Here is a 23777-nt window from a genome sequence, read left to right on the forward strand (position 1 = left end):
TCCGCTCGATCCGGGTGTGCCGGCAGCTGAGGTGCCGGTGGGCGGTCAGCTGTGTTCGTTGATGTAGCGGACCAGGCCGGCGACGTCGTCGGGGACCAGGCGACCGATCGCTCCGCTCGAGTAGACGGCCGTCACCACGGTGCCGTCGGGCGCGAGGACAAACCCCGTCGACTGCAGGTGGTGCGGTTCGTCATTGACGTAGGCACCCGTCGCCTCGGCCACCGTGGCGATGTCGGCGCTGTGCCCGACGGGGAAGCTGAGCCGACGACTCGCCACGAGTTGGCGGGAGGTTTCCTCGTCGTCGGAGGAGAACGCGACGACACGTACGCCGAGTGCGGTGAGAGTGTCGCTGGCCCGCTGGAACGCCGCGAGCTGCGTGTTGCAGTACGGGCACCATGATCCACGGTAGATCAGCACGACACCGAACTGGCCGGCGAGGTCGTCGGGCAGGTTGAGCGTGCCACCACCGACCGCGGGGACCTGAAGGTTCGGAAAGCGTTGTCCGTTATTGAGACGAGCCACGTCGTTCTCCTTGTCGCGCCGGCGCTCCCAGGCGCCCGATACTGGACTGACTGGTCCAAAGTAGGAGGCAAAAACTGGACCAGCAAGTCCAATTTCTTGCTAAGCTTGTGCCATGCCCAGCGCGCAGCACGTCCCCAAGCTGACCGCCCGGGGGGCGGCGACCAGGACCCGCATCGTGGCGGCCACCGCCAACCTCGTACGCGAGCACGGGGCGGCGGGCACGAGCCTCGACGATGTGATGGCGGCCAGCAGGACCAGTAAGTCGCAGCTGTACCACTACTTCGCGAACAAGGAAGATCTACTCCGAGCGGTCGCATGGCAGCAGACCGACCGGATCGTGGAGGCGCAGCGCCCCGAGCTGGACCAGCTGGACTCCTTGGCCGGCCTGCGCCGCTGGCGCGACAAGTTCGTCGCAGCGCGCGACGAGGCCCAAAATGTGGGTGGCTGCCCGCTCGGTTCGCTGGCCAGCGAACTCGCCGACGGCGATCCAGAGAATCGCGTCGTGTTGCAGAAGTGCTTCACCGTGTGGTCAGCCCCACTGCTCATGGGGCTGACCACGATGCGCGACCAGGGACAGCTGAGGCCCGATGCCGATCCGGACGCACTGGCCGAAGCCATCATGGCTGCCCTACAGGGCGGGCTGCTGTTGAGCAACACCTACCGGTCCAGCCGGCCCCTCGCCCGCGCGCTGGACATGGCGATCGATCACGTGGCCAGCTTCGCCACCGGCCGGGGGGTCACGGTGGGATAGGTTCCGCCCGGTCCCGGCGTGCTGGCGGCGATACCTGCCGCCGGCACGCCGCAGACCAGAGCGAACCAGAGCGTGGGCGGTTACGGAATCTAGCCCTGCTCCCCGCGCGGCACCACCATCGACTGGATCTGCGGTAGCTGGGTCCAGTCACTGGTGATGATGCTGGCGTTGGCGCCGGCCAGGAGCAGCAGGCGGTCCCGGGCCTCGGCTTCGGTGGGGTTGGTGCTGCTGATGGCGGGCGCCACCGAGTGCGCACTGGTCATCACCAGCACGTAGTTGTTCTCCGCGAACCAGGTGGTGTCACGGTTGAACCACCCGGAGGCCCCACTGTCGAAGACGACGAACCAGGGGCGGATGTCGGCGTCGTACTGGTCCCGGGGGTCGCCGCTGGCCGCGCCCCTGGCGGCGGGGAAGATCTGCGCATCCTCGATCTCTCCTGCTGCCGCGAGATCATGAAGGTGCTCCGCGTACTGCTCGTTGGTGGGCGACCAGTCGAACGGATTGTTGTTCTCCACGGTGCCGGGGATGACCTGGAGCAGCACCCGTCCGGCGAGTTCCTCCCGGGTGGGCCAGTTTCCCATCCGGGCCGCCTCGTCGAGGGAGTCGTACCATCCGCCGTCGGGCTTGGCCAGCAGGTCGGCGGGGCGGAAGACCCGATCGCCGAGCCGGCTCCGGACCAGGCTGTCAACCTGATCCACACCCATGCCGAAGGCGGTGGCGAGGCCCAGCTTCGGCTCGATCTTGAGCATCAGGGGACCGCTGTCCGGGTGGGCGTCGAGCCAGACCCGGATGTTGTCCAGACAGTCGCCGAAGTGCTTGTTCCGGCTACCGGCGTAGAGGTCGGCGAGGTTTGACCCGGTCGTACAGTTGTTGTTGTTGCTCAGTGGCTCGTCGTGGCTGACCTTCCACTTCCTGGTGAAGATGTTCGGCCAGATGTCGATCTCGATCAGGCTGGTGCCGGTGTCCAGCGCCTCAGCCAGGTAGTCGAAGGCCCCCTGCTCGTAGGTGTTGTGGATTCCGACAGTGGTTGCGGATGTGAAGGGCATGTCGTTGGCCGGAGCGGCCACGGCTTGCTGGACCGGCACCGCCAGGCCTGCGATCATGATGGCGGCTACGGCCGCTGCGCGACGTGCTAGCACTCATCCTCCTCGATGTCAGGGCCCGCCAAGGCTAACAGAGGATCGATGAACATAAGATTGTTAATAGCCGCCACCCGAGTGCAGTCCAACCGAACTTCAGGGTGAGAGGGAACGACGCGGACTCGGCCGGGCCGTGGATGGAGAGATCAGCGGCCTCCCGGCGAGCCAGGCGAGCTGACAATCGAACCCAGGGGCAGTTGAATGATCTCCCGGAGCCGTCCGTCCGGCGCAACCGTAAAGACCGTCCTCTCCTGCTGGCCGGCCATGGTCCCCTGAACAGCAACCATGATGTTGGATCCGTCCGAGCCGAGCACGGACCAGAACCCGTAGCTGCGGGCGGTGTTGTCCTGGCGATCGGTCACCTGTCCAGCCCGGTTGGCCCGCAGCACAGCCGTGGGTTTGGGTGACTCGCCGGGAAACGTGCCGACAACCAGCGAATAGCCGCCGTCGGCGGCTGGGTATACGGCGGGCCACAGCAACGTCTCACTCGGCTCGACCCATCCGGTAGCGTCGATGACGGTTTCACGTGCGGTTGTCCCGGCGCCGACGGTGACCGTGACCCGGCTGCTCCGCTCCCGATCTGGCCCGAGCAGGTTCGACACGGTCAGGGGCGCTCCGGTTGGCAGCAGCCCGACGACGACGCTGCCGGCCGGCACCGGCGTTGGGGTGCGGGCACCGGTGTCCAGCCGCAACGTCGCGTACGTCGAGTCCGGCCCGTCCCGCTTTTCCTTGAGTAACAGCCGGGATGAGTCCGTCGCCCAGGCCTCCGCCCAAACCCGAGGGTCCTTCGGGCCGGGTTCCGCGATCGTCCAGACGCGGTCACCGGTCAGGTCGCGTACCCGAATACCGCGGCCCACCGGGAAGGCGACCCACCGGCCGTCGGGGGAGAGTGACGTCTGCACTGCGGTGGCCACGTCCGCATCCGATGCGGGCACCAGGTAGTGGGCTCCCGTCTCCGTCATGATCCGGGCTTGGCAGTCCCGGCACGGTGCGTACGCGAGTGTGGCCCTACCGACGGCGGTCGCGGGTAAGGGCTGCACGGCCGGCGAGGGGGCCGACGTGGTGGCACCGGGGAGAGGCACCGGGCTGGGTGAGTCCGGCCGTGTCGCGAGGAACGCACCAGCAACGAGGGCGACCGCGGTAACCGCCGACAGCACCAGGAGGCCGCCTCGTTGCCGGCGTCGTGCGCGGGCGATGGCCCGGTCCGGGTCCGCGTAGCTGCCGGCCTCCTCGGCGAGCTCGGTGTACGTACGGCGAAAGTGCTCGGTCATCGTTGCGCCTCCGGTACGGAGTGCGGTTCGCACAGCGACGAAGACCGCTGTCGAAGTCGAACGAGCGCGTCGTGCGCGTGTCGCTTGACCGTGCCCACCGAACACCGCAGTTGCCGCGCGGTCTCGATCTCCGACAGGTCTTCGTAGAACCGCAGGTACAGCACGGCCCGCTGACGGGGAGGAAGCCGGGCCAGCAGCCGAGCCAACGCGTCCCGTTCGGTCACCCGGCCGGCGAGGTCACCCTCACTCGACCCCTCCGGCGGATGGGCGCTGGGTAGCTCGACCAGGCGTCGCCGTCGGCGCCAGGACCGGAGTTGGTTCAGCATGACCTTTCGGACGTACGCCTCGGGGGAGCCGTCGCGCTCGACCCGCCGCCAGTGCCGCGCGGTCTTGGCCAGGGCCTCCTGCAGCAGATCCTCGGCTCCCTGGTGATCACCGGTTAGCAGGTAGGCGGCACGGGAGAGCGCCTGTCCCCGGGACAGAACGAACTCCCGGAACCCGGCGTACTGATCCTGACCTGCCATCTGAGGCTCCTGCCCACGTCCGCTACCTATAGAACGCCGGTTGACGGTGCGCGGGTTGAGTCGTCGACGTGGGAGCCGGCGCAGGCCGAGGGCTTCCGCCTGTCGCTCAACGCTTGGTGCGGGCGGCGACGTGGACCTCGATGCCCTCGATCAGCTGCCGTAGGCCGAACTTCAGGTTGGGCTCGGTGCTGGTGACCCCGCCGGCGGCCCCCGCCGGAATATCAAAGGCGCCCGCCGGGATGTCGAAGGTGCCGGCCGACCGCAGGGCGCTGAGGGTGGGGAAGCGGTCCGGCCGGGCCACCGCGGCCATCGCCTCCCCGAAGGAGATCAGGTCTTCTTCCCCGGCCGCCCGGGCCAGGTCGGTGGAGATCCGGGCCAGGCCCTGGGTGGCGCCGGTGAGGAAGAGGGCGAGCGACACCATCTCCTCGTACGTCAGGCCGATGTCTTTGATGACGGCGAGCAGCGCCTCGAACCAGGCCAGTTGGTTGGGGCCGACCGGTTGGCTGACCGGGGCCCGCAGCATCCACGGATGGGCCTGGTAGCGGTCCCAGAGCGCCGCGACCCAGGCCTCGACCCGCACCTGCCAGCCGCCGGGCACCGCATCGAGGCCGGGCGGCGCGCCGGAGGCCTCGTCGAACATGGCCTCGACCAGGTGCTTCTTGCTCGGCACGTAGCGGTAGAGGGACATCGGGGTCACCTCGAGCCGCTTGGCGACCTGTTGCATGGAGACGGCGTCGATTCCGTCGGCGTCGGCGATCGCGATCGCGGTCATGACGACCTGGGTGGTGCTCAGCCCGGGCCTCGGCCCGGGGCTGTTGCGCGGACGGTCACCCTCGCGCCAGAGGAACTCGAAGGTGCTTGACCCACCGCCCAGCGGAGTCTGCTCGGTACCCATCGCGCCACCCTTCCGTCGACACCCCACGCTAACCGTGTATAGCGTATAGCTATCAGCATAGCATATATATAGTCACCGCCCGGAAGTCGGTCCCGGCCCTTTGACGGCACTGGCACCGCCACCACCGGGAAGCAGCGACAGGAGAGGTGGGAGGGAAATGGAGCACGAGTACGTTCGCTCACCCAGCCATCGCGCGGGTCCGTCGTCGTCAACGCACGACGTGACACGGCGACGCAATGGAGTGCGGAGCTCCATCGGAATGGTCAGCCAGTTCGTCGCCCTGGACTGGCTGCACAGCGGCCGGGAAAACCTGGTGCTGCTGGGCCGGCTCCAGAAGCTCAGCAAGGCCAACGCCACCCGCCGGACGCAGCAGCTACTGGAGCGGTTCGAGCTGACCGAAGCCGGCGACCGGCCGACCAGCTGAAACAGGGCGTGGGCCGGGACCGGGGTGGCGGTCGTGCTGAGCGGCCCCGAAGACTTCCGCCGGGCCGGCGACCTGCTCGTCGGGCCGGGCCTCACCCCGCGACCCGGAGACCCGAACGATCAGCCCTCACCCGGCGGGCGAGCGACACCCCCGGGCCCCGACCCGATACCCGCCCGCCGCGAGCCCAACGACGAGCTGGGAGCCGCCCGGTGACCATCCAGACCCAGACCGGCGAGGGCGTCGCTCGGCCGGTCACCCGCGCGAAGCTGTACTGGGCGATCAACGACAACCTGATCCTGATCGGCCGACATCTGCGGCACCTGACCCGCAGCCCCGACCAGCTGTTCACCGCGATCATGCTGCCGGCGACCCTGCTGCTGCTGTTCCGTTTCATGTTCGGCGGGGCGATCGATGTCGGGACCACCGCCTACGTCAACTACCTCCTCCCCGGCATTCTGGTCGTCAGCGTCACGATGGTCTCCGTTTCCACCAGCGTGGCCGTCCAGTCCGACACGCAGGAAGGCGTGGTCGACCGGTACCGCACGATCGCCATGGCGGATTCCGCGGTCGTCATCGGTCCCGTCGTCGCCGGGCCTGGGTCGCCGCCGCGCTCGGCCTGGTCGCCACGTCGGCGGAGGGCGCCAGCGGACTCGGCATGATCCTCATGTTCAGCCCCTACGCCGGCAGCGCTTACGTCCAGCCGGACTCACTCCCCGACGGCCTGCGCGCCTTCGTCGAGCACCAACCAGTGACCCTGGTTGTCGACACCGTCCGCGCGCTCCTGCTCGGCCAGCCGGCCGGCAACACCGGTTGGTACGCGGTGATCTGGTGGGTCGGTCGGAGTTCTGCCGACATCCCGCCCAAAATCGCCGAAGTAAAACGCCGAAACAGGGGCTACAACTAGGTTTAGCGAGAAGGCAAAGCAAGACTTGCCTAACCTAGGTAAGGCTTACTTACTCCGCTCAGGCGCCGCGGAGAACGAAACATGATTATTCCTTACCGGGTGAGGTCTACTGCTACAGTGTCGACGTCGGAAAAACCCGCAGTCCGCACGGGATCAACGTTTACGTCTCGCCACTGCGGCAATGCTGACTGACACCTTGTTACGCCGCGCTGGCTCGTTCCGGCCTGCCGGCCCGCACGGCCTTGGAGGCATCAATGAAAACTCTGCTGCAGTCACCCCCGGTCCGCGAATGCGCCGCCACGGCGTGCAGTTTCAACGATGGCGGCTGCCACGCTCCCGCGATCACCGTGGCCTCGGCGGGTGACGCCGCCTCTTGCGCGACGTTCGTGGAGTCCGCCATCTCCGGCGGGGTCGCCGAGGTGACCGGCGCGGTGGGCGCCTGCGCCCGCTCCGAGTGCACCTTCAACACCAACCTCGCCTGTACCGCCGAGTCCATCACCGTCGGCCCCGGCGCCACCGCCAGCGACTGCCTCACCTACCGGCCCGCCTGACCGCCCGGCGCACCGGTCCACCCAAAGCCCTCGGCTGAACAGCCGGGGGCTTTGGCGTGCCGAAGCCACCCGCCGCCAACTCTCGGTGACCTGCCTCACCGGCGACATCGGCAACCAAGCATCGCACTTGGCAAGGTTAGGCTTACCTATTAGAGTCGAGTCCCGAGGCCGAGCTCACTTCACTTCCATGGCCGAGGGGACTACATGTTGTTCCATCCAGGCGACTGGCCAGCGAATCTGACCGGTTCAGCACTTGCCCGCGGGGCGACGTCGGAGACAGCGCTCGCGGGCACCCGCGTCCCGCCGACCGACCACCACGCGGTGGTCGCGCGCTCCGCCCTCTCCACCGCCACGTCCCTGCGGCTGCGTCTCGGCGACGCCGCCATCGACCTGATCGAGTCACACGCCGTACTGCCCGACGGCACGGTGATCCTGGCGGTTGACGCGATGAGCCCGACCGGCGGCCTGCTGGTGGCGGCCCGCGGGCGACGAGGAGAAGTGCAGCTCGACCTCACCCAGCTTGTCCCGGTCGCCGTACGCTCCCGGGTGCGGGCCCGAGTGCGGGTCACCGGCACCGCGCACCGATTCGACCCGGCGAGCCTGGAGTCCTGCGACGCCGACACGGTGATGTCCCTGCTTGACCTGCCCCCCGTCGCGCTCTGGACGGTCGAACCGGCCGAGGTCGCGGTCACCAGCGGCGATGACGAAGCCCTAGTGGGCGCCAGCACCTACCGGGCGACCCGCCCGGATCCCCTCGCCGCGGTCGAAGCCACGCACCTGGATCATCTGATCCGGCACCATCGGGACGCGGTGGACCAGCTCACGACCCTAGTCAACCCGGAATTGACGGAGAAGGCGACGCGAGTCGTGCCGGTTGCGGTTGACGCCGATGGCATGGTGCTCCGCGCCGAGGCACCAGACGGCCACCTCGATGTCCGGCTGCCGTTCGCCCGCCGGGTCACCTCCAGCGCCGACCTCCCGGCGGGGCTGCGGGACCTGCTGGCCAAGACCGCACCGCACCGGTCCGGCGCCTCGCCCCACGGCACGGCCGCCGCGACTGCCGCCCCCTGCGGCCGGTCAGCGGCGGAGTGCGCGATTCCGTCCGTCTGATCGTCAATCGAGCCGGGGCCTTCTGATCGTCAACTCGGCCAGGCCCGCCCGCTTGCTTCCCCACTCAGCAGCTGGCGGGGGACGGAGACTGCCGATCACCAAATCCGGGAACGCCGACCGCAGGCGGCACCTCGCTCCACCAGCGCGGCCATGCGCTCGCGGAGCTCGTCCGGGTGACGCAACGCCGGGGTGAACCCGAGCCGGACGTCGCGGTGGCCGCTCGCCCGCTCCAGCCGGAGCACCAGTCCGTGCCGGTCCAGGCGAAGCGGAACCACCCGCCGTACGGCGTACCGGTGCCGTGGTGCGACCAGACGGCAGAGCGATTCGACCGTACGCGGGTGGTGGCGGTCGAGGTGACAGAGGAGTTCCGCCTCTTCGGCAGCGAGCGGGTCCGGTTCGGCGGCGGCGAAGTCTGCCGGATCCACCGTCGTGGTGGCCCCGTCAACGCTGAGTTCGACGGCGGCGAGGTCGAACTCGACAGTCAGGTCCTCGCTGTCGCCGGTGTCGCCGGGACCGGCCGGGGTGAGCCAACCACTGAACGTGCCCCGACCGCGGACGCGCTCCCGGACCGGCGTCGGGGCCACGTCGGTGATCTCAACGACCGCCGCGACCTCGCGCTGGCGGGTGATGTCGGTGGCTAACCGGCTGTCGACCGGGAGGTCCATCCGGATCCGGCCGCTCGGATCGAGCGTGTGCCGGTTGATCAGGTCGGCTCGGTGCCCGGGTGTCCGCAGCTCCAGCGAGGTGGCCGTAGCCACGATCGTCCGCAGCTGCTGCGCGGAAGCCGCGGGGTAGGTGTTGCTCAACCTGGCACCTCCTATTAGGTTAGGCTTACCTTACTAGAGAGGTGCAGAATGAACCAGTCCCGCCCCAAGGTCAAGCGCTCCCGCGCCCTCGGCATCCCCCTGACCCCGAAGTGCGTGCGCTACTTCGAGCGCCGCCCCTTCCCGCCCGGCCAGCACGGCCGATCCCGCAAGAGCACCAGCGACTACAAGATCCGGCTCCTGGAAAAGCAGCGACTCAAGGCGCAGTACCACGTCAACGAAGGACAGCTACGGCAGGCGTTCACCCGGGCCGCCCGGCTCGAGAGCAAGACCGGCGAGGCCCTCATCGTGGACCTGGAGACCAGGTTGGACGCGCTGGTGCTGCGGTCCGGGCTGGCACGGACGATCTACCAAGCCCGGCAGGAAGTCACCCACCGGCACATCACGGTGAACGGACGCCGGGTGGACCGCCCTTCGGCCCGAGTGCGCCCCGGTGACGTCATCGCCGTCGCGGCCGGCAGCCGCACCAAGGCGCCCTTCGTCGTCGCGGCGGCCGGGGCGCACGCCGGGGAAAAGTCCGCACCCTACCTGGAGGTCAACCTCGCCGACCTGACCGTACGACTGCTCCGGCTACCACTGCGGTCCGAGGTGCCGGTGACCTGCCAGGAGCAACTCGTCGTCGAGTACTACTCACGCTGAGCGTCTTCCGTACCGGTGCATCGCTCCGGACGTCGCCGGCCACCAACGGCATGAAGCGAAAGACCTAGGGGCATTTGACCGACTTCGTCTTAGCTTTTTCCCCATCAGGCAGGAGGATATTGCTCCACATTGTGGTGAAGTCACCACAATCGGTTGTCCATGACGCGCTACCTGACTGGATGCCTCCGGCGTGAACAAGCTCATCGGTCGGCTCACCCCCGTCACCCGCCGCGCCCGTGCTGTACACCCACGTTCCCCCAAGCGCGCGTGGTGAATTGATTGAGGTCTCCAGCCTGAACGGCCCCGACCCAACGACGCGAGAGCACAGTCGGACCTCTTGCACGGTGGTGCATTGCTTGGTGGTGCTGGGTTTGGCCGGTGATGACGGTGCCGACACGGTTCGTGTCGGCACCTTGGAGGGGGCGGTCTCGTCGGTCGCGGCCCCACCTGCCGGCGCCCGGGACGGGGATGCGGATTCGGACGGGGACAGTGAGGGGGACGGCGCGAGTGCGGCGGTGGTCGGCGTGGGTTCGGCGCCGGGGGTCGTAACGCCGGTCGGCGGCGGCGCCACCGGTGCGTCCGGTAGCACGCTAAAAGCGACCGCGGACAGTGTGATCGCCAGGGACACCCCAACGACCAGGTGTTGACGCCGCAGTCGGGTCGGGAGTAATTGGCTGGTGCGCTCACGCCACCCGGCGTGACGCTGGGCCCAGAAGGCGTTGACCGGCTGTCCGTCGCCGTCGCCATCCGGTGGCAGCGAGGGTGTGCGGGCAGCACGCCCTTCCGCAGGAGTGTCGTCGGACTTGGGCGAGTCAGTCATGGGCTCCGATCCCGGGTGCTCGATGATCGCCGGTGGACGACGCGAGACCGATTGTGGGCCGAAGGCAAGATCCGGTCAATTCACGACCGATCGATGCTTTAGGGGGCACCACAGACCGCGCCAAGTAGCTATCGTGACTGGCTCTTGGAGATCTGAGTCGGGGGGTACGCGTGAACGCGATGACGGCGGCGATCGTGCGCCTGCTGACCGGCCTACTCTGCGTAGCCGCTGCGGCCGTGCTGGCGTTCGGCGTGTGGCCGACCGCGCTCGGCCCATCCGGCCTGGAGCTTGGGCGCGGCATGGCCTGGATGCCCGAGCCGCAGCCGGCGCCGTCGGTGGAGGTGCAGCCGGGAGATGGGTTCATCGAACGCTGGGAGGCTTCCGGGTTCGAGCACCTCACGTTGTTTTCCTTTACCCAAACGTCCGACGGCACTCGGGATGCGGCGACCGGGCTACCACCGGTGGAACTGTTCACCCCGTCGATGGGACTCTCGATCATGGCGCCCACCTGGGCCGAACGGGTCGCTTTGGCCGGACCTCGGCTCGCATCGCAGGCACTGATCTTGTGGGTGCTCTGGCTGCTGTGGCGCATCGTGCGAACGGTTCCTCAGGTGTTCACCGCCGCCAACAGCCACCGCATTGTCCATATCGGCCTTATCGTGGCGCTTGGTGGCAGCAGTGTCCAGCTACTCAGCTTCGCCGCTCATCAGGCCGTCGTCGCCCGCTCCGCGGCAGCCGGCATCCTGGACGTCGTCTTCTCGTTCTCCTTCACGCCGCTGACGGTTGGCGCGATCGCGCTTCTACTCGCCGTCGTCTTTCGGCACGGAGTACGGCTACGCGCGGAACTTGATGCGATTGCGGTGACCGGGTAAGCGCCGCGCGCTGGTTGCCGAGCGCGGCGGGCGGGGAGGCGGGGACAACGAGCCCCCGTCGCGTGGGTCACCGGACCGCGCCCGATACCACCTGCGCAGCACGAACGAGCAGAGAAACAGCCCACCCGCGGCGAGCAACAACCAGCCAGACCCGAGCCGACCCACCGAATGAGGCTCATCGACAATCTCACTGACGAGGACGATCAGGCCACTGACTGCGGCGATGCTGGCGAGAAAGGCGGAGAGCACGCCCACGAAGGTGCCGACACCATCCAGCCAGCCACGCATGCCCCACCTCCCGAAACAGCGATGGTACGCCGGTCGCGCATGGGCGGCAGTCCTCGTCCACAAGGCTCATAGCTGGCGGTGCGGCGGTGGACGTACCGCGGCTTCAGCTTTGGCGAAACCTGGGCGTCGAATTACGGGTACCGCATAGGGTGATCCGAGACGGAGCTTGGTTATCGCCGGGGGTCGTGATGGCTTCCTCAGACGTGATGCCATCGGCCAAGAGCCCAGCGAAAATCACTGTCGTTGGGCTGGCGATGCTCAACATCGTCGCGGTGCTCAGCCTGGACGGTCCGCCGACCGAGGCCGAATATGGTCTGAGCGCAGCTTTCTTCTACCTTTTTGCGGCAGTCTTCTTCCTCATTCCGGTCTCGTTGGTCGCCGCCGAACTCACCACCGCGTGGCCCGAGAAGGGCGGCGTGTTCAGGTGGGCCGGAGAGGCGTTCGGACCCCGCTGGGGATTCCTCGCCATATTCCTGCTCATCGCGCAGGTGACAATCTGGTTTCCCCTGGTCCTCACGTTCGCCGCGATCTCGCTGGCATACACCGGCCCGCAGGCCACGGTCGACGAGAAGCTCTCCGGCAACCAGCTCTACGTACTGCTCTCCGTGCTTGCGGTCTACTGGCTTGCGACCGCCATCGCCGCCCGTGGGGTAGCCGCCTTCACCCGCATCGCGAAGTGGGGTGGAATTGTCGGAACGATCATCCCCGCTGCCACCCTCATCACACTCGGCTTCGCCTACCTGATCTCCGGTGGGACGCCGCAGATCCGACTGCACTGGGGTGACGCGATTCCCGACCTGAGCAACCTCAGCAACCTGGCGCTGGCCGCGAGCATTTTTCTCTTCTATTCCGGCATGGAGATGAATGCGGTCCACGTACAAGATGTGAAAAATCCGGATCGAGGCTACCCGCTGGCGATCCTGATCGCAGCACTCGGAACGGCAGCCATTCTCATCCTGGGAACACTCACGATCGCCTTTGTCGTACCAAGAAACCAGACCGGCAGCACCCAGTCCCTACTCATCACATTTATCGACGTGTTCAGTTGGTTTGGCCTGTCCTGGGCGACGCCGATTCTGGCCTGCGCGCTCGCGATCGGCGTCCTAGCCGGCATCGTCACCTGGGTGGCCGGCCCATCGACCGCGCTGCACGCGGTGGCGAAAGCTGGCTACCTTCCCCCTTTCTACCAGGCCACCAACAAGAACGGGATGCCCATCCGGATCATGCTGGTTCAGGCTGCGGCGGTCAGCGCCGTGGCGGTGGTGTTCGTCTTCATGCCGTCGGTGGAGGCGGCCTTCCAGATCCTCAGCCAGCTCGCCGCGCTCCTCTACCTGGTCGTTTACCTGATCATGTTCGCCTCGGCGATCTATCTCCGCTATCGCCAGCCCGACCAACCACGGCCGTACCGGGCGCCGGGCGGACCGGCCGGCATGTGGATCATCGGGGGAGCCGGCTTCGTCGCCTCGGCGCTTGCCCTCGCTTCCAGCCTCGTACCGCCCAGCCAGATCGGCATCGGTAACCCCACCCTCTTCCTCGGCCTGCTGATCGGGCTGGCTGCCCTGATCATCGCAACCCCACTGCTGCTGTACGCGCGTCGAAAGCCGCACTGGCGCGACCCCGCCAGCGAAGTCGCACCGTTTACCGATCAGCCCCGCGACGACCGCCACAGCGGAACTCCCACGCGGAGACAGCACCCCGCCGACACAGAAGCAGCAGCCGACGCCGACGAGTGACCATGTCGCGCAGCAGGTTCCTGAGTCCAGCGCCGCACCGACGAAACACGCGTGACCTGAAAACGGTTCTGAAACGACGCCTCAGTCACGTTCAACGAACGCGATCAACACCGGGAAAGTCACGATCTCCAGGCGCATCGCACTCAAGGTCGTCCGTTGCCAGTCACCGAGATCGGCCCCCACTCGTCCTCAATATCGACATTGCCAAACATCAAAGGTAATGATAAATTAAGTTAACTAATTGTTCAGGCCGAATAATCTTCATGGGCCAAGGCCCATGAGGATAACGGCCGCTGCCCCGCTGGGGAGGTTCAAATGAAATCCACCCTGTCCTCATTCCGTCGGGCTGGTGCCGTCGCCGCAGCCGGCACGCTGGTCGCCAGCGGACTCCTGGGAGCACCCACCCAGGCCGCACCCGCCGAATCCGCCTCCCCCGAAGCCGCCACCAGCCTCGCCGAACGCCTCGGCGACCGCACCGCCGGCGTCTACGCCGACCACAACGGCACCATGATCATCACGGTCACCGACGAAACCACCGCCCGCCAGGTACGCGCCGAAGGCGCCACCCCCAAACTCGTCACCCGCAGCGCCGCCCAACTCCGAGCCGCCACCGCCGAACTAGAACAGTCCGCAAAAATCCCCGGCACCGCCTGGTGGACCGACCCCACCACCAACCAGGTCGTCCTCTCCATCGACAGCACCATCACCGGCGACAAACGCACCCAGGTCCAGAAAGCCGCCGCCCGCACCAATGGCGCCGTCCGCATCGAAGCCCACACCGGCACCCTCAGCACCGACGTCATCGGCGGCGAAGGTGTCTGGAACTACCGGTACCGCTGCAGCCTGGGCTTCAATGTGAAGACCGCCCCCAACAGCTACTACTTCCTCACCGCCGGGCACTGCATCACCGGGACCGAAAGCTGGTACGCGAACTCCAGCAGGACAAACCTGATCGGGCCCGCGCTCCACAAGAGCTTCCCGGGCAACGACTACGGCATCGTCTACTCGCAAAACGGGAAGCAGGATTACGGCCACGTCAAGGTCGGCAACAGTTGGCGGGACATCACCGGCAGCGCCGATGCCTATGTCGGTCAGAACGTCACACGCACCGGCTCCACCACCGGCACGCAGAATGGCGCGGTGGTCGCCATCAACGCCACGGCCAACTACACGGCGGGGCCGGTCTACGGCCTGGTCGTCACCAACGTCTGCTCGGCTGGCGGTGACAGTGGCGGCCCGATCTTCGCCGGCAACACCGCGCTCGCCATCCACTCCGGCAGCCAGGGCGGCGGCTGCCCCAATAGCAACGCCCGCGGCTTCCACCAACCGGTCGGGGAAGCCCTGGCCGCGTACGGCGTCTACGCCTACTGATCAACCGCGGGACGGCGGGCCGCCCGATCTCCTGGCGGCCCGCCGTCCACGCCTGCCACCCGAATTCCGGCCGCCTGGGCGAGCCCGTACGACAGGCTGATCAGATCCTCGTGGTCCACGACGGCGCCGCGCCAGCTGGAGAGGTCGCCGACACCAGCCAGGTTGCAGCCCCGAAACCGGGTGCCCTCCATCGATGCGTGGTGGAACACCGCGCCGGTCAGGTCACAGCCCTGGAAGGTCGCCCCCCGCAGGTCCGCGTTGGTGAAGTCGGCGCCCTGAAGGTTGCAGTCCTCGAACCGCACCGCGTCGAAGGTCGTCATCCGCCAGGCCGACAGGTCCACCCGGCATCCGGCGACGACGACATCCCGCAGCACGCCGTCGGCCCAGGTCACGCCCGTCATCCTGCACCGCGCCAGCCGTACCCGGGACAGCTGTCCACCGTCGGCGCGCAGATTGGCCCAACTGGAATCCGTCACCAGGCAGTCACTCAACGCCACCTGATCCAGCCGACACTCCGCCAGGTCGGCCCCGCGAAACCGGCACTGCCGGAAGGTCACCGACGAGGCGTCCTGACCGGTCAGCCGCACGCTGTAGAGAGCCTGGCACGTCAGCGTCGACTCCGACTCCAACCCGGTGGCCTCCCACCGGTCGACCTCGGCCGGCGGTACGGGGCTACGCGGCTCCCGCCGCTTCCGTGGGTCGGCGGCACGTCGAGGCCCCGAGGATCGGGCAGGCATGCCCACACCCTAAGACCCGCCGGTGACCGTACGGCTGTCGTGTCGTGCACCGCCGCCAGGCGCTGGCACGACTAAACTCGACGCTCGAACAAGCGTGCCAACCCGGGGGGTGCTGGTGTCGAACAATCCCGTGAGCCTGAGCTGGGTCTTCCGGCCGGACCGAGCCGACCAGGGCCGAATCACCGAACATGCCGGTAAGCCAATCCACGCCGTGCGGCGACGAGCCGACGACGCGAGCCGGGTGGAGGTCGTCCTCATGGACGGGGTACGGGTGCAGGCGTACCGACATGAGGTCGTGCTCGCCTGATCAGCGGGGCGCCATGCTCGGCTGACCTGTGCGGAGGTCGCGGGGTCGGTTGCGGGGTGCCTCACTCTCGCGCCGTCCCGGCTGGCCGCCGGAACGGGCCCCACGCGACGAAGCGGTCGAACAGGGCGCGGGGGCTCGGTCCGTCGTGGGGGTTCAGGTGATAGAGGTCGTGCATGGCCTCATACAACAGCCCGGCGAGGTAGATGGAGAGGCTGAGGTGTCGACGTTCGTACTCGGTTTTGAGCAGGAGGCGGGCCTCGGCGCAGGGCCACGGTTGACCACACGCTCGGCAGGCCCACAGGGGGCGGAACGGGGTGTGGGGTGGTCGGTTTCCACTGCGGTGGCGGGGGTGTTCTGGGTGCGGACCGAGTCGGGGCTGGGGTAGCTGGCGCCTGCTCACCATCGACCTCCGTTGGCACGCCACTGCGGGGTGTTCCTCCGGCGACGACTGAACCAGCGGATCTTCACGACTACCTCCTGGACGGCGTTGGACAGGGCCCACCCACGTCCGGTGGGTGCGGGCGGGCCCTGGGCAGGACCCATCCCCACTACGCTCGGCGAAGAACAGGTCCGCATGGGTGACAGTCTCGATAGGACCGCAGTGGTTTCGATACCTGCTCACGCCGTTCGAGCTGATCATGGGCCGTATCGAGCAGCGCTGAGCAGACCTGAGGAGACGCGGAAAAAAACCGAGCAGAAAGTGGGGAGCGATGAGCAGTGTCATGGACTACGTGTTGATGGAGCTTCGCCTGCTACGCCAGACCCTGGGCCTCAGCCAGGAGGAGTTCGGGCGCAGCATCGGCTACTCGGCATCACACGTCAGCTCGGTGGAGACCAGCGGGCGACCACTCACGCCGGACTACGCGGTGGCCCTCGACCGGGCACACGACCCCGCGTTCCGGGAGGGGCAGGACGGCCGCTTCAGCCGGATGCTCCGCCAGCTCGCCAAGGCCGACCCGGACTGGCTGCGCGAGTGGATCCAGTGCGAGCAGGAGGCGACCCTACTCCGCTGGTACGAGCCGGCTTTCGTACCCGGACTGCTACAGACGGAGGCGTATGCACGCGCCATGTTCACAACGGACCTCGTCCAACCTGCCGACATCGAGCAACGAGTGCACTCCCGGCTCGGACGGCAAGCGATTCTCACCGGCGAGAAGCCAACTCAACTCGTGGCGGTCATCGACGTGATGGTGCTCCGCCGGCCGATTGCCGGTCAGCCGGGGGTGCTGGCCGACCAGGTCGCCCACCTGGTGCAGATGGCGGAGCTACCGCACGTGCAGATCCTCGTGGTGCCCGAGGAGGCCGGGATCTACCCTGGACTGCAGGGCGGGTTCATTCTGGCCACCCTAGGGGACGGCTCGATGGTGACCCACCTCGATCACCAGGTGCGCGCGCAGGTGGTAGATGGGGCCGATGACCTTGCTACCCTCCAGCGAACGTGGGAGGTGGTCCGGGGTGAGGCTCTCTCTCGTAGGCAGTCCCTCGACCTGATCAAGAAGGAGGCGCAGACATGGACATGACTGGTGCCCGATGGCACAAATCAACGCGGTCCGGCACCAACGGCGGGTCGTGCGTCGAGGTGGCCGACAACCTGCCCAGCGTCGTGCTCGTGCGCGACACCAAGGACCGGGACGGCGGCACCCTCCAGTTCAACCCGACCGTGTGGCAGACGTTCGTCGACTTCGCCAAGCGACACTGACCAGCACCACGGAAGGCCCGGCTCCCCACGGAGACCGGGCCTTCTTCCTGCGGCTGCACGCGGGCGTACCCGCTGCTCGGCCACAGCCACTACTGCGGGTCAGGCGTCCCGAACTCCCACACGCAAGGCGAGTTAATTCCGACATAGATGTCATGGCGGTCATCGCGATCGTAGACCCTAATCATCAACTGATAGCCGTCGTCGGTCTGGACGGTGTGGCGGTACTCATTAACGATGTGGTCATCAGTGATGATCTTGTACCCCTTTCGCTCCCAGAATGCCGAGAGCGTAGGCAAAACCTCGGCTACCGACCAGGAAGTGGAGGCAGGTGCGACAACCTGAGCTCGTCGTTCCACGAATATCCTGCCTTCTGGACCGCCATCGGTAGGGGCATCGCATGAGAGAGAGTCCAGGCTGAGGTTTCTCTCGGCAGTAACGCCGGAGGGCAATTGCGCGAACGCCTCGTCCCAGAGCATGTCTACTCGTTGGGCGGCTTGTGAACTCGTCTCGGTGAATTGCAAAGCCTTGTCCTTTCCCAGACAGCCAGCCACCGCCATCACGATCCCCACGGCTAAGCCAAACACGGCACCTACTCGGCGACATGCCATGTCACTGCACCTCAAAAGATTGGCCGGTAGCGATCAACGCAATGTTCTTACGCGCAAGGTTGTTCGGATTCCAGTAGGCGGAGTGGGTGGCCGCCTCGTCGTCGGGGTTGCCGGGGTCACTGGCGAAGACCCGTGCCCCGAAGTCGAGCTCACTGGGATCGTTGCCGTGCACCCAGTCGGGCACCCGACCGATGATGTCGTGCTTCGCCGTGGTGGCCCAGACCTGATCGGGGCGCACACCAGTCAGCTCGGAGGCATGGTCGACGCCAACTCCAGGCGAACCGACGAACACCACGGTGTCGGCGTCCAAAAAATCGGGGCCCCGCGCGGCGTGACCGATAACCGTGGAGCCGTAGCTGTGGCCAAGCACAGTGTTATGTGACGGAATTCCGCCGTCATGGGTGGCACGTAGCCCACTCTGGAATCTGTCAAGGACCGGACCACCGCCCTCGGCGTAGGAGTCCAGACCCGCATCAGGAAGAATTTTGTCTGGGGCATCGTAGCCATACCAGTAGACCACGGATGTCTGCTTGCCCGGGGCCTCCAAAGCGGTGTCTGCGGCCATGTCGTCGATGCGCTGCAGGCCGGCCCTGACCTTCGAGAGGTGCTCGCCGGTGCCGGGCACGTAGGTGAGCACGTTGTCGGCGGTATCCGGGTCACCGACCGAGACGATCGCCCGACCGTCACCATCGCTGGAAAACCCGACCAGGTACGCCGCCGGTAGGTCCGGGTCATGCAGCCGGTCGGTAATCGCGTCGACGCCCCGCAGCCTGCCGGCCAGCTCATCACGCTGAGAGGCAAGCTTCATCATTTCCATTTCCATGTCGGTCTTCGGGTCCATCGGATCCGGATATACCTCCCAGATCCGCCCCTGGTCAAACATGCTATCCAGGTACCGCATCCGAGCCTCGGTCGCGCCGAGATCCTGCCGAAGCGGCCCGGTCACGCGCTCCAACACCGTACGGTTGGCCACGTCCCGATCCGAGACCGGAACACCATCCAGCTGCCCGACCAGGTCCGGGAACTCCCGCAACACCTGCTCCTGCTGCAACGGAGTCAACGACTCCCACCACGCATTAATCTCCGCCGGACTCCGCCCCGCCTGCGCCTCCAACACCCCACGAGAAACCCCACCAAGCCGACCAACCCCAAAACCCACCCGCGGCGACGGCACATTAACCGCAATGGCATTAGCAGTCGCATCATCCTGCGCCCGCGCATACCCCACCACACTCGGCAAATACTGAAGCACCGACTCGACAGCCCGACTGGAACGATCCAAACCGCCAGCCATATCCGCCGACGGCGGCGGCGCCGTCGCCCCAGTCACCATGTCCACCTGATAACCAGCCGCCCGCGCCGACGCGACAATCTCCTCCGCCTGCCGCCGCAACCCCACCATCGCGTACGCATGATGCTCCAACACATCCGCGACCCGCCTCGCCGGGTTGTACGCGTTACTCACCTCAGCCCGCAACGTCTCACCCCTGCCCACCGCAGCCGCCGAAGCCCGACCATCCGGCCACACATGAACAAGATCCCGACTACCACGAATCAACTGCTCCGCAGCATCATCAACCCCCCGCGCAAGCCGACCCCACACCCGCGCCGACTCATGCCACGGACCCGGCCGAAAACCGAGCACATCCCCCAACGTCAAATCACTCACCGCGGTAACAACCCCATCCGCCGCAACCCAGCAAAACCACGAACCCCGGATGCGTCAGCACCTCCCCCTCGTGCGACCCCGCACAATACCGGAGGAGCACCACCATGAATGTGACAGCTACCGGGACAACCGATCACCCAGAGCGACCGTGCCGAAGGTGCGCACGCACCCGGGCTCAGGGCCGACGCTTCTCCACCCGAGTCCACCCGGTCCAGCCACGCTCGGCGAGCAGTTCCCCCAGCCGGGCAACGACCGGGTGGACGTCGTAGGAGAACGAGTCCAACAGCCGCCAAAACCCCCTGTCCGGCATGACCTCGTCCTGCCAGTCCAGGTCCCCGCTCGCCGCCGCCTCCTCGTACAGGTCGCTCATCAGGTCGGCGATCTCGCGCAGCAGATCGTCGTTCTCCGACTCCTCCGCGAGCCGGCCGATTAGCTGGTAGAAGCGGAGGATCGCCGGGTCAGCGAGCTGGGCAACCTTGTCGGCGATGATCGCCGGGATCGTCTCCGGATAACGCGCCGCCACGAGAATCCACGCGTCCCGCTCCGCCTCGACAAGGACCGTCGGCGCTCCGATGGCCCGGAGGCGACCCAGGTAGTCGGCCACCTCCGCGGGGACCGCCAGCGACTCGACGGAGCCGAGCCGGGCGACCCGCCGCCGGTGCTCCTGAAGGGTGCGGATCCGTGCCCGCAACTCCCGGTCGATCTCGACCCTCGCGGCGGCGAACGTCTCGGAATCGGCCTCCAACAGCTCCCGGACCCGGGCCAGCGGAACCCCGGCCTCGGCAAGGGTCCGGATCCGGATCAGGCGCAGCACCGCGGCGGCGTCGTAGCTCCGGTAGCCGGACGCGTCGCGTTCCGGCTCCGGCAGGAGCCCGATCTGGTGATAGTGCCGCACGGCGCGGATGGAAGCCCCGGCGTAGGAGGCCAGGCGACCGATGGTCAGCATCGCTACCTCCACGCCGGTGGCCAACGTCATCTGACCTTGCGATGGTAGACGGCCCTGGCTACGACGTACGCGACCGCGAACAGGCCGACGCACCAGGCGAGGGCGACCCACAGGTCGGCGCCGACCTGCTGCTGCGCCAACAGACCGCGGACCGTGTCGATGATGGAGGTGACCGGCTGGTTCTCGGCGAAGGCGCGTACCGGGCCGGGCATGCTCTCCGTGGGCACGAACGCCGAACTGATGAACGGCAGGAAGATGAGCGGATAGGAGAAGGCGCTCGCCCCCTCCACGGACGTCGCGGCCAGCCCGGGGATAACGGCCAGCCAGGTCAGAGCCAGGGTGAACAACAGCATGATCCCCGCGACCGCCAACCAGGCCAGCACGCCCGCCCCGGAGCGGAACCCCATCGCGAGGGCGACCAGCACCACCACCACGAGCGAGATCAGGTTGGCGACCAGCGAGGTCAGCACGTGCGCCCACAGTACGGCCGAGCGCGCGATCGGCATGGACTGGAAACGTTCGAAGATGCCGCCCTTCATGTCCAGGAAGAGCCGGTACGCGGTGTAGGAGACGCCGGAGGCCACGGTGATGAGCAGGATGCCGGGGAGCAGGTAGTTCACGTAGTTATCCGACCCGGCGTCAACCGCACCGCCGAAGACGTAGACGAAGAGCAGCATCAGGACGATCGGCGTGATCGCGGTCGTGATGATGGTATCCAGGCTGCGAGCGATGTGGCGCAGGGAACGCTGGGTCAGGGCGGTGGTGTCGCTGAGGAAGTTGCCGGTCATCGGGGGTCCTTAGCTGCTCGTACCGGTGCGGTGGAGGCGGTCGGCACGGCGGGGTCCCCGCCGCCGACGATGGCTAGGAAGATGTCCTCCAGGGACGGCTGCTTCTCGACGTACTCCACGGTCGCGGGCGGGAACAGCCGCCGCAGTTCGGCGAGCGTGCCGTTGGCGATGATCCGCCCCTCGTGCAGGACCGCAATCCGGTCCGCAAGCTGCTCGGCCTCGTCCAGATACTGGGTGGTGAGCAGCACCGTCGTACCCTGGCCGGCGAGTTCCCGGACGGCCTGCCACACCTCCAGCCGCGCCTGCGGGTCCAGCCCGGTCGTCGGCTCATCGAGGAAAATCACCGGCGGTTTCCCCACCAGACTCATCGCGAGGTCGAGGCGACGACGCATCCCACCCGAGTACGTCGCCACCCGGCGGTTCGCCGCGTCGGTGAGGGCGAAGCGGGCCAGCAGGTCATCCGCGACCCGACCCGGCTCCCGCTGCTGCCGCAACCGGGCGACCAGCACCAGATTCTCCCGCCCGCTGAGAACCTCGTCGACCGCGGCGAACTGCCCGGTCAGGCTGATCGACGCACGCACCTTTCCCGCCTGCGCGCCCACGTCGAAGCCGTTCACGGTGGCTGCACCGGCATCCGAGCGCAACAGCGTGGACAGGATCCGTACCACCGTGGTCTTGCCCGCCCCGTTGGAGCCGAGCAGCGCGAAGACACTGCCCGGCGCGACGTCGAAGTCGACGCCGCGTAGCACCTGCAGCTCCTGGAAGGACTTGTGCAGGCCGCGTACCTGGATCGCCGGCTCCCGGATCTGCCCCGGCGTCCGCTGAAGATCTATCGACATGACCCCAGCGTGCAACGTTGACCCAGCGTCAAGGTCAAGCCCGAGTCTGCGCGCTGTTGGCCAGGCAGGGACTGCGAAGCTGCCAGCCCAGCCAGCAGCCACTACTGCGGACCAGGCGTCCCAAACTCCCACACACAAGGCGAACTGGCCGCAAGATAGACATCATAGCGATCACCTCGGTCATGGGTTTGCAGAAAGACCCGATAGCCATCGGCAGCCTGCACATGGTATCGATGCAGATCGTCAAAACGCTTATTGTCAGTAATAACCTCGTAGCCCTTCTGCTCCCAGAACATGGAAAGGATCGGCAAGGACTGGGTCACCGACCAGTCACCCGAGGCCGGGGCCAGGATCTGAAATTCCCGTTCCACGAACGTCCGACCATCGGGGCCACCGTCGGTAGGAGCATCACACGGAACAGCATCCAGCGTGGAATCCCCTTCAGTCGTAGCCTCGGCGGGCAACTGGGCTAACGCCTCCCGCAAAAGCTCGTCGACTCGTTGCACTGCTTGTACTCGCGTCTCGGTGGGCTGCACAGCCCTCTCCTCTCCCAGACAACCAGCTATCGCCGCCATGATCACCATTGCTTTAAGCAGCACTACAGCTACTCGCCGATAGGTCATGTCAACGCACCTGTTCAGGCCGGTCGACGGGGACTGTCCGTGGCGATCCGCGCGATATTGTCACGCGCGATGTTGTCCTGGTCCCAGTAGGCGGAGTGGGCGGCCGCCTCGTCGTCCGCGTCGCCGGGGTCGCTGGCGAAGACTCGCGCCCCGAAACCGGGCTCACTGGGGTCGTTGCCGTGCACGACATCCCAGTCGGGCACCCGACGGATGATGTCGTGTTCCGCTGTGGTGGCCCAGACCTGGTCGGGGCGCACGCCGGTTAGTTCGGAGGCGTGGTTGACGTCAACGCCGGGCGAACCGACGAACACCACGGCATCAGCGTGGAAGCCAGGGCCCCGGGCGGCGTGACCGATAAGCGTGGAGCCGTAGCTGTGACCAAGCACAGTGTTATGCGATGGAATGCCCCCATCGTGAGTGGCACGCAGCCCGGCCTGGAACGTGTCGAGAACCACACCCGCGCCGACTCATGCCACGGACCCGGCCGAAAACCGAGCACATCCCCCAACGTCAGATCACTCACCGCGGTAACACCCCCATCCGCCGCAACCCATCAGCATTGGCCTCATCCGCAGCGAGATAACCCTGCGCCGACGCACTCAGATCCGCGCCGAACCCATCCAACTCCTCCACCAGCCGACGCAACTCCGCCAGCCACGCCTCCTCCGCCGCCTTCGCCGCAACCGCCGCAGCCGAACCCGACTGCGGCGGCGGCGCCAACCCCGCACCGGCCGCCGGCACCGCCTCCCGCAACGTCCCGGCCGCCGCCACCACCTTCGCCCCAATGCTCTGTAGGGCTTCCACATCAACCGCGAACCCCGGATGCATCAGCACCTCCCCCTCGTGCGACCCCGCACAATACCGGAGGAGCACCACCACGAATGTGACAGTCGCCGGGACAGCCGATCACCTAGAGCAACTAT

At 67.1% G+C, this 23777-nt stretch carries 28 protein-coding genes and 3 pseudogenes; 13 read left to right on the forward strand and 18 right to left on the reverse strand.

Annotation, left to right across the window (positions count from 1 at the left end):
* Window positions 1–45: 45 nt before the first annotated feature.
* Window positions 46–522, reverse strand: coding sequence for a peroxiredoxin family protein (locus T398_RS18390; protein ID WP_496448530.1), 477 nt, complete (start codon window positions 520–522; stop codon window positions 46–48).
* 112 nt (window positions 523–634) lie between these two features.
* On the opposite strand from T398_RS18390, the gene T398_RS18395 reads away from it, so the two are divergent.
* Window positions 635–1273: a TetR/AcrR family transcriptional regulator gene (locus T398_RS18395; protein WP_496448531.1), complete on the forward strand. Its 639-nt coding sequence runs from the start codon at window positions 635–637 to the stop codon at window positions 1271–1273.
* A gap of 89 nt (window positions 1274–1362) precedes the next feature.
* On the opposite strand, the gene T398_RS18400 is transcribed toward T398_RS18395, so the two are convergent.
* The 4 genes from T398_RS18400 to T398_RS18415 form a co-directional block, all read right to left on the reverse strand.
* Window positions 1363–2376 (reverse strand): phosphatidylinositol-specific phospholipase C domain-containing protein, encoded by a 1014-nt coding sequence (locus T398_RS18400; protein ID WP_496448627.1) that lies wholly within the window; start codon window positions 2374–2376, stop codon window positions 1363–1365.
* 182 nt (window positions 2377–2558) lie between these two features.
* Complete coding sequence (locus T398_RS18405) at window positions 2559–3683, reverse strand: hypothetical protein (protein WP_496448533.1); 1125 nt, start codon at window positions 3681–3683, stop codon at window positions 2559–2561.
* Entirely contained in the window at window positions 3680–4207 is a 528-nt protein-coding gene (locus tag T398_RS18410) for a SigE family RNA polymerase sigma factor (RefSeq protein ID WP_496448535.1), read from the reverse strand. The genes T398_RS18405 and T398_RS18410 overlap by 4 nt, the downstream gene beginning before the upstream one ends.
* A 106-nt stretch (window positions 4208–4313) precedes the next feature.
* Window positions 4314–5102, reverse strand: a complete 789-nt coding sequence (locus T398_RS18415; protein WP_496448537.1) for a TetR/AcrR family transcriptional regulator — start codon at window positions 5100–5102, stop codon at window positions 4314–4316.
* Between the two features lie 174 nt (window positions 5103–5276).
* On the opposite strand from T398_RS18415, the pseudogene T398_RS18420 reads away from it, so the two are divergent.
* The 5 genes and pseudogenes from T398_RS18420 to T398_RS18440 all read left to right on the forward strand — a co-directional run.
* Window positions 5277–5739 (forward strand): annotated as a pseudogene (locus T398_RS18420) (P-loop NTPase family protein); the annotation flags it as partial.
* Entirely contained in the window at window positions 5736–6185 is a 450-nt protein-coding gene (locus T398_RS18425; protein WP_496448539.1) for an ABC transporter permease, read from the forward strand. The pseudogene T398_RS18420 and the gene T398_RS18425, both read left to right, overlap by 4 nt.
* On the forward strand, window positions 6182–6430 hold the full coding sequence (locus T398_RS18430; RefSeq protein WP_496448540.1) for a hypothetical protein: 249 nt from the start codon (window positions 6182–6184) through the stop codon (window positions 6428–6430). Before T398_RS18425 ends, T398_RS18430 begins: the two co-directional genes overlap by 4 nt.
* A gap of 254 nt (window positions 6431–6684) precedes the next feature.
* Entirely contained in the window at window positions 6685–6981 is a 297-nt protein-coding gene (locus T398_RS18435) for a DUF1540 domain-containing protein (protein ID WP_496448541.1), read from the forward strand.
* Window positions 6982–7185: 204 nt separating this feature from the next.
* A complete protein-coding gene (locus tag T398_RS18440; protein ID WP_496448543.1) occupies window positions 7186–8091 on the forward strand; it encodes a DUF2470 domain-containing protein in 906 nt (301 codons plus the stop codon).
* 95 nt (window positions 8092–8186) lie between these two features.
* Here the strand turns inward: T398_RS18440 and T398_RS18445 are convergent, their stop codons facing one another.
* Window positions 8187–8897, reverse strand: a complete 711-nt coding sequence (locus tag T398_RS18445; protein ID WP_496448545.1) for a DUF2470 domain-containing protein — start codon at window positions 8895–8897, stop codon at window positions 8187–8189.
* A gap of 48 nt (window positions 8898–8945) precedes the next feature.
* On the opposite strand from T398_RS18445, the gene rpsD reads away from it, so the two are divergent.
* Window positions 8946–9554 carry a 30S ribosomal protein S4 gene (gene rpsD, locus T398_RS18450; RefSeq protein WP_496448547.1) on the forward strand — a complete coding sequence of 203 codons (609 nt, stop codon included), beginning with the start codon at window positions 8946–8948 and terminating at the stop codon, window positions 9552–9554.
* A gap of 64 nt (window positions 9555–9618) precedes the next feature.
* Here rpsD and T398_RS18455 read toward each other — a convergent pair whose 3' ends face one another.
* Window positions 9619–9897, reverse strand: coding sequence for a hypothetical protein (locus T398_RS18455; protein WP_496448628.1), 279 nt, complete (start codon window positions 9895–9897; stop codon window positions 9619–9621).
* A gap of 656 nt (window positions 9898–10553) precedes the next feature.
* Between T398_RS18455 and T398_RS18460 the strand changes: the two genes are divergently transcribed.
* Window positions 10554–11246 carry a DUF2975 domain-containing protein gene (locus T398_RS18460; protein WP_496448630.1) on the forward strand — a complete coding sequence of 231 codons (693 nt, stop codon included), beginning with the start codon at window positions 10554–10556 and terminating at the stop codon, window positions 11244–11246.
* Between the two features lie 51 nt (window positions 11247–11297).
* Here the strand turns inward: T398_RS18460 and T398_RS18465 are convergent.
* Window positions 11298–11534 (reverse strand): annotated as a pseudogene (locus tag T398_RS18465) (hypothetical protein); the annotation flags it as partial.
* A gap of 188 nt (window positions 11535–11722) precedes the next feature.
* On the opposite strand from T398_RS18465, the gene gadC reads away from it, so the two are divergent.
* On the forward strand, window positions 11723–13267 hold the full coding sequence (gadC, locus tag T398_RS18470) for a glutamine/gamma-aminobutyrate antiporter GadC (protein WP_496448549.1): 1545 nt from the start codon (window positions 11723–11725) through the stop codon (window positions 13265–13267).
* A gap of 315 nt (window positions 13268–13582) precedes the next feature.
* Window positions 13583–14638 (forward strand): S1 family peptidase, encoded by a 1056-nt coding sequence (locus T398_RS18475; RefSeq protein WP_496448551.1) that lies wholly within the window; start codon window positions 13583–13585, stop codon window positions 14636–14638.
* Here T398_RS18475 and T398_RS18480 read toward each other — a convergent pair.
* Window positions 14632–15381, reverse strand: a complete 750-nt coding sequence (locus tag T398_RS18480; RefSeq protein ID WP_496448552.1) for a pentapeptide repeat-containing protein — start codon at window positions 15379–15381, stop codon at window positions 14632–14634. The two genes, T398_RS18475 and T398_RS18480, sit on opposite strands and share 7 nt — an antisense overlap.
* Before the next feature lie 103 nt (window positions 15382–15484).
* On the opposite strand from T398_RS18480, the gene T398_RS18485 reads away from it, so the two are divergent.
* Window positions 15485–15682 (forward strand): hypothetical protein, encoded by a 198-nt coding sequence (locus tag T398_RS18485; RefSeq protein ID WP_496448632.1) that lies wholly within the window; start codon window positions 15485–15487, stop codon window positions 15680–15682.
* Between the two features lie 61 nt (window positions 15683–15743).
* Here T398_RS18485 and T398_RS18490 read toward each other — a convergent pair whose 3' ends face one another.
* Window positions 15744–16085 (reverse strand): hypothetical protein, encoded by a 342-nt coding sequence (locus tag T398_RS18490; protein WP_496448554.1) that lies wholly within the window; start codon window positions 16083–16085, stop codon window positions 15744–15746.
* Between the two features lie 307 nt (window positions 16086–16392).
* Here T398_RS18490 and T398_RS18495 point away from each other — a divergent pair, with 307 nt between their 5' ends.
* Together T398_RS18495 and T398_RS18500 are read left to right on the forward strand one after the other, a co-directional pair.
* Window positions 16393–17202 (forward strand): helix-turn-helix domain-containing protein, encoded by an 810-nt coding sequence (locus T398_RS18495; protein ID WP_496448555.1) that lies wholly within the window; start codon window positions 16393–16395, stop codon window positions 17200–17202.
* Window positions 17199–17381, forward strand: coding sequence for a DUF397 domain-containing protein (locus tag T398_RS18500; RefSeq protein WP_496448633.1), 183 nt, complete (start codon window positions 17199–17201; stop codon window positions 17379–17381). The genes T398_RS18495 and T398_RS18500 overlap by 4 nt, the downstream gene beginning before the upstream one ends.
* 89 nt (window positions 17382–17470) lie before the next feature.
* Here T398_RS18500 and T398_RS18505 read toward each other — a convergent pair whose 3' ends face one another.
* The 8 genes and pseudogenes from T398_RS18505 to T398_RS18540 form a co-directional block, all read right to left on the reverse strand.
* On the reverse strand, window positions 17471–17989 hold the full coding sequence (locus T398_RS18505; protein WP_496448556.1) for a hypothetical protein: 519 nt from the start codon (window positions 17987–17989) through the stop codon (window positions 17471–17473).
* Between the two features lies 1 nt (window position 17990).
* Complete coding sequence (locus T398_RS18510; protein ID WP_496448558.1) at window positions 17991–19658, reverse strand: alpha/beta hydrolase; 1668 nt, start codon at window positions 19656–19658, stop codon at window positions 17991–17993.
* Window positions 19659–19833: 175 nt separating this feature from the next.
* On the reverse strand, window positions 19834–20604 hold the full coding sequence (locus tag T398_RS18515; RefSeq protein WP_496448635.1) for a MerR family transcriptional regulator: 771 nt from the start codon (window positions 20602–20604) through the stop codon (window positions 19834–19836).
* A gap of 26 nt (window positions 20605–20630) precedes the next feature.
* Entirely contained in the window at window positions 20631–21392 is a 762-nt protein-coding gene (locus T398_RS18520) for an ABC transporter permease (protein ID WP_496448559.1), read from the reverse strand.
* The gene (locus tag T398_RS18525) at window positions 21389–22231 is read right to left on the reverse strand and encodes an ABC transporter ATP-binding protein (RefSeq protein ID WP_496448560.1); all 843 of its coding nucleotides are present in this window, start codon (window positions 22229–22231) and stop codon (window positions 21389–21391) included. The genes T398_RS18520 and T398_RS18525 overlap by 4 nt, the downstream gene beginning before the upstream one ends.
* A gap of 101 nt (window positions 22232–22332) precedes the next feature.
* A complete protein-coding gene (locus T398_RS18530) occupies window positions 22333–22854 on the reverse strand; it encodes a hypothetical protein (protein ID WP_496448562.1) in 522 nt (173 codons plus the stop codon).
* Window positions 22855–22868: 14 nt separating this feature from the next.
* Window positions 22869–23318, reverse strand: a pseudogene (locus T398_RS18535) (alpha/beta hydrolase); the annotation flags it as partial.
* Window positions 23319–23373: 55 nt separating this feature from the next.
* Window positions 23374–23688, reverse strand: a complete 315-nt coding sequence (locus T398_RS18540) for a hypothetical protein (RefSeq protein WP_496448637.1) — start codon at window positions 23686–23688, stop codon at window positions 23374–23376.
* Window positions 23689–23777: the final 89 nt, after the last annotated feature.

Source organism: Salinispora goodfellowii (assembly GCF_059570675.1).

What these genes read in the sequence shown, in the direction of transcription:
- T398_RS18395 (WP_496448531.1), top strand. Translation starts at nt 635, where the DNA reads ATGCCCAGCGCGCAGCACGTCCCCAAGCTGACCGCCCGGGGGGCGGCG.
- T398_RS18400 (WP_496448627.1), bottom strand. Translation starts at nt 2,376, where the DNA reads ATGATCGCAGGCCTGGCGGTGCCGGTCCAGCAAGCCGTGGCCGCTCCG.
- T398_RS18405 (WP_496448533.1), bottom strand. Translation starts at nt 3,683, where the DNA reads ATGACCGAGCACTTTCGCCGTACGTACACCGAGCTCGCCGAGGAGGCC.
- T398_RS18410 (WP_496448535.1), bottom strand. Translation starts at nt 4,207, where the DNA reads ATGGCAGGTCAGGATCAGTACGCCGGGTTCCGGGAGTTCGTTCTGTCC.
- T398_RS18415 (WP_496448537.1), bottom strand. Translation starts at nt 5,102, where the DNA reads ATGGGTACCGAGCAGACTCCGCTGGGCGGTGGGTCAAGCACCTTCGAG.
- T398_RS18430 (WP_496448540.1), top strand. Translation starts at nt 6,182, where the DNA reads ATGATCCTCATGTTCAGCCCCTACGCCGGCAGCGCTTACGTCCAGCCG.
- T398_RS18435 (WP_496448541.1), top strand. Translation starts at nt 6,685, where the DNA reads ATGAAAACTCTGCTGCAGTCACCCCCGGTCCGCGAATGCGCCGCCACG.
- T398_RS18440 (WP_496448543.1), top strand. Translation starts at nt 7,186, where the DNA reads ATGTTGTTCCATCCAGGCGACTGGCCAGCGAATCTGACCGGTTCAGCA.
- rpsD (WP_496448547.1), top strand. Translation starts at nt 8,946, where the DNA reads ATGAACCAGTCCCGCCCCAAGGTCAAGCGCTCCCGCGCCCTCGGCATC.
- T398_RS18460 (WP_496448630.1), top strand. Translation starts at nt 10,554, where the DNA reads ATGACGGCGGCGATCGTGCGCCTGCTGACCGGCCTACTCTGCGTAGCC.
- gadC (WP_496448549.1), top strand. Translation starts at nt 11,723, where the DNA reads ATGGCTTCCTCAGACGTGATGCCATCGGCCAAGAGCCCAGCGAAAATC.
- T398_RS18475 (WP_496448551.1), top strand. Translation starts at nt 13,583, where the DNA reads ATGAAATCCACCCTGTCCTCATTCCGTCGGGCTGGTGCCGTCGCCGCA.
- T398_RS18490 (WP_496448554.1), bottom strand. Translation starts at nt 16,085, where the DNA reads ATGGTGAGCAGGCGCCAGCTACCCCAGCCCCGACTCGGTCCGCACCCA.
- T398_RS18495 (WP_496448555.1), top strand. Translation starts at nt 16,393, where the DNA reads ATGAGCAGTGTCATGGACTACGTGTTGATGGAGCTTCGCCTGCTACGC.
- T398_RS18500 (WP_496448633.1), top strand. Translation starts at nt 17,199, where the DNA reads ATGACTGGTGCCCGATGGCACAAATCAACGCGGTCCGGCACCAACGGC.
- T398_RS18505 (WP_496448556.1), bottom strand. Translation starts at nt 17,989, where the DNA reads ATGGCATGTCGCCGAGTAGGTGCCGTGTTTGGCTTAGCCGTGGGGATC.
- T398_RS18515 (WP_496448635.1), bottom strand. Translation starts at nt 20,604, where the DNA reads ATGCTGACCATCGGTCGCCTGGCCTCCTACGCCGGGGCTTCCATCCGC.
- T398_RS18520 (WP_496448559.1), bottom strand. Translation starts at nt 21,392, where the DNA reads ATGACCGGCAACTTCCTCAGCGACACCACCGCCCTGACCCAGCGTTCC.
- T398_RS18525 (WP_496448560.1), bottom strand. Translation starts at nt 22,231, where the DNA reads ATGTCGATAGATCTTCAGCGGACGCCGGGGCAGATCCGGGAGCCGGCG.
- T398_RS18530 (WP_496448562.1), bottom strand. Translation starts at nt 22,854, where the DNA reads ATGACCTATCGGCGAGTAGCTGTAGTGCTGCTTAAAGCAATGGTGATC.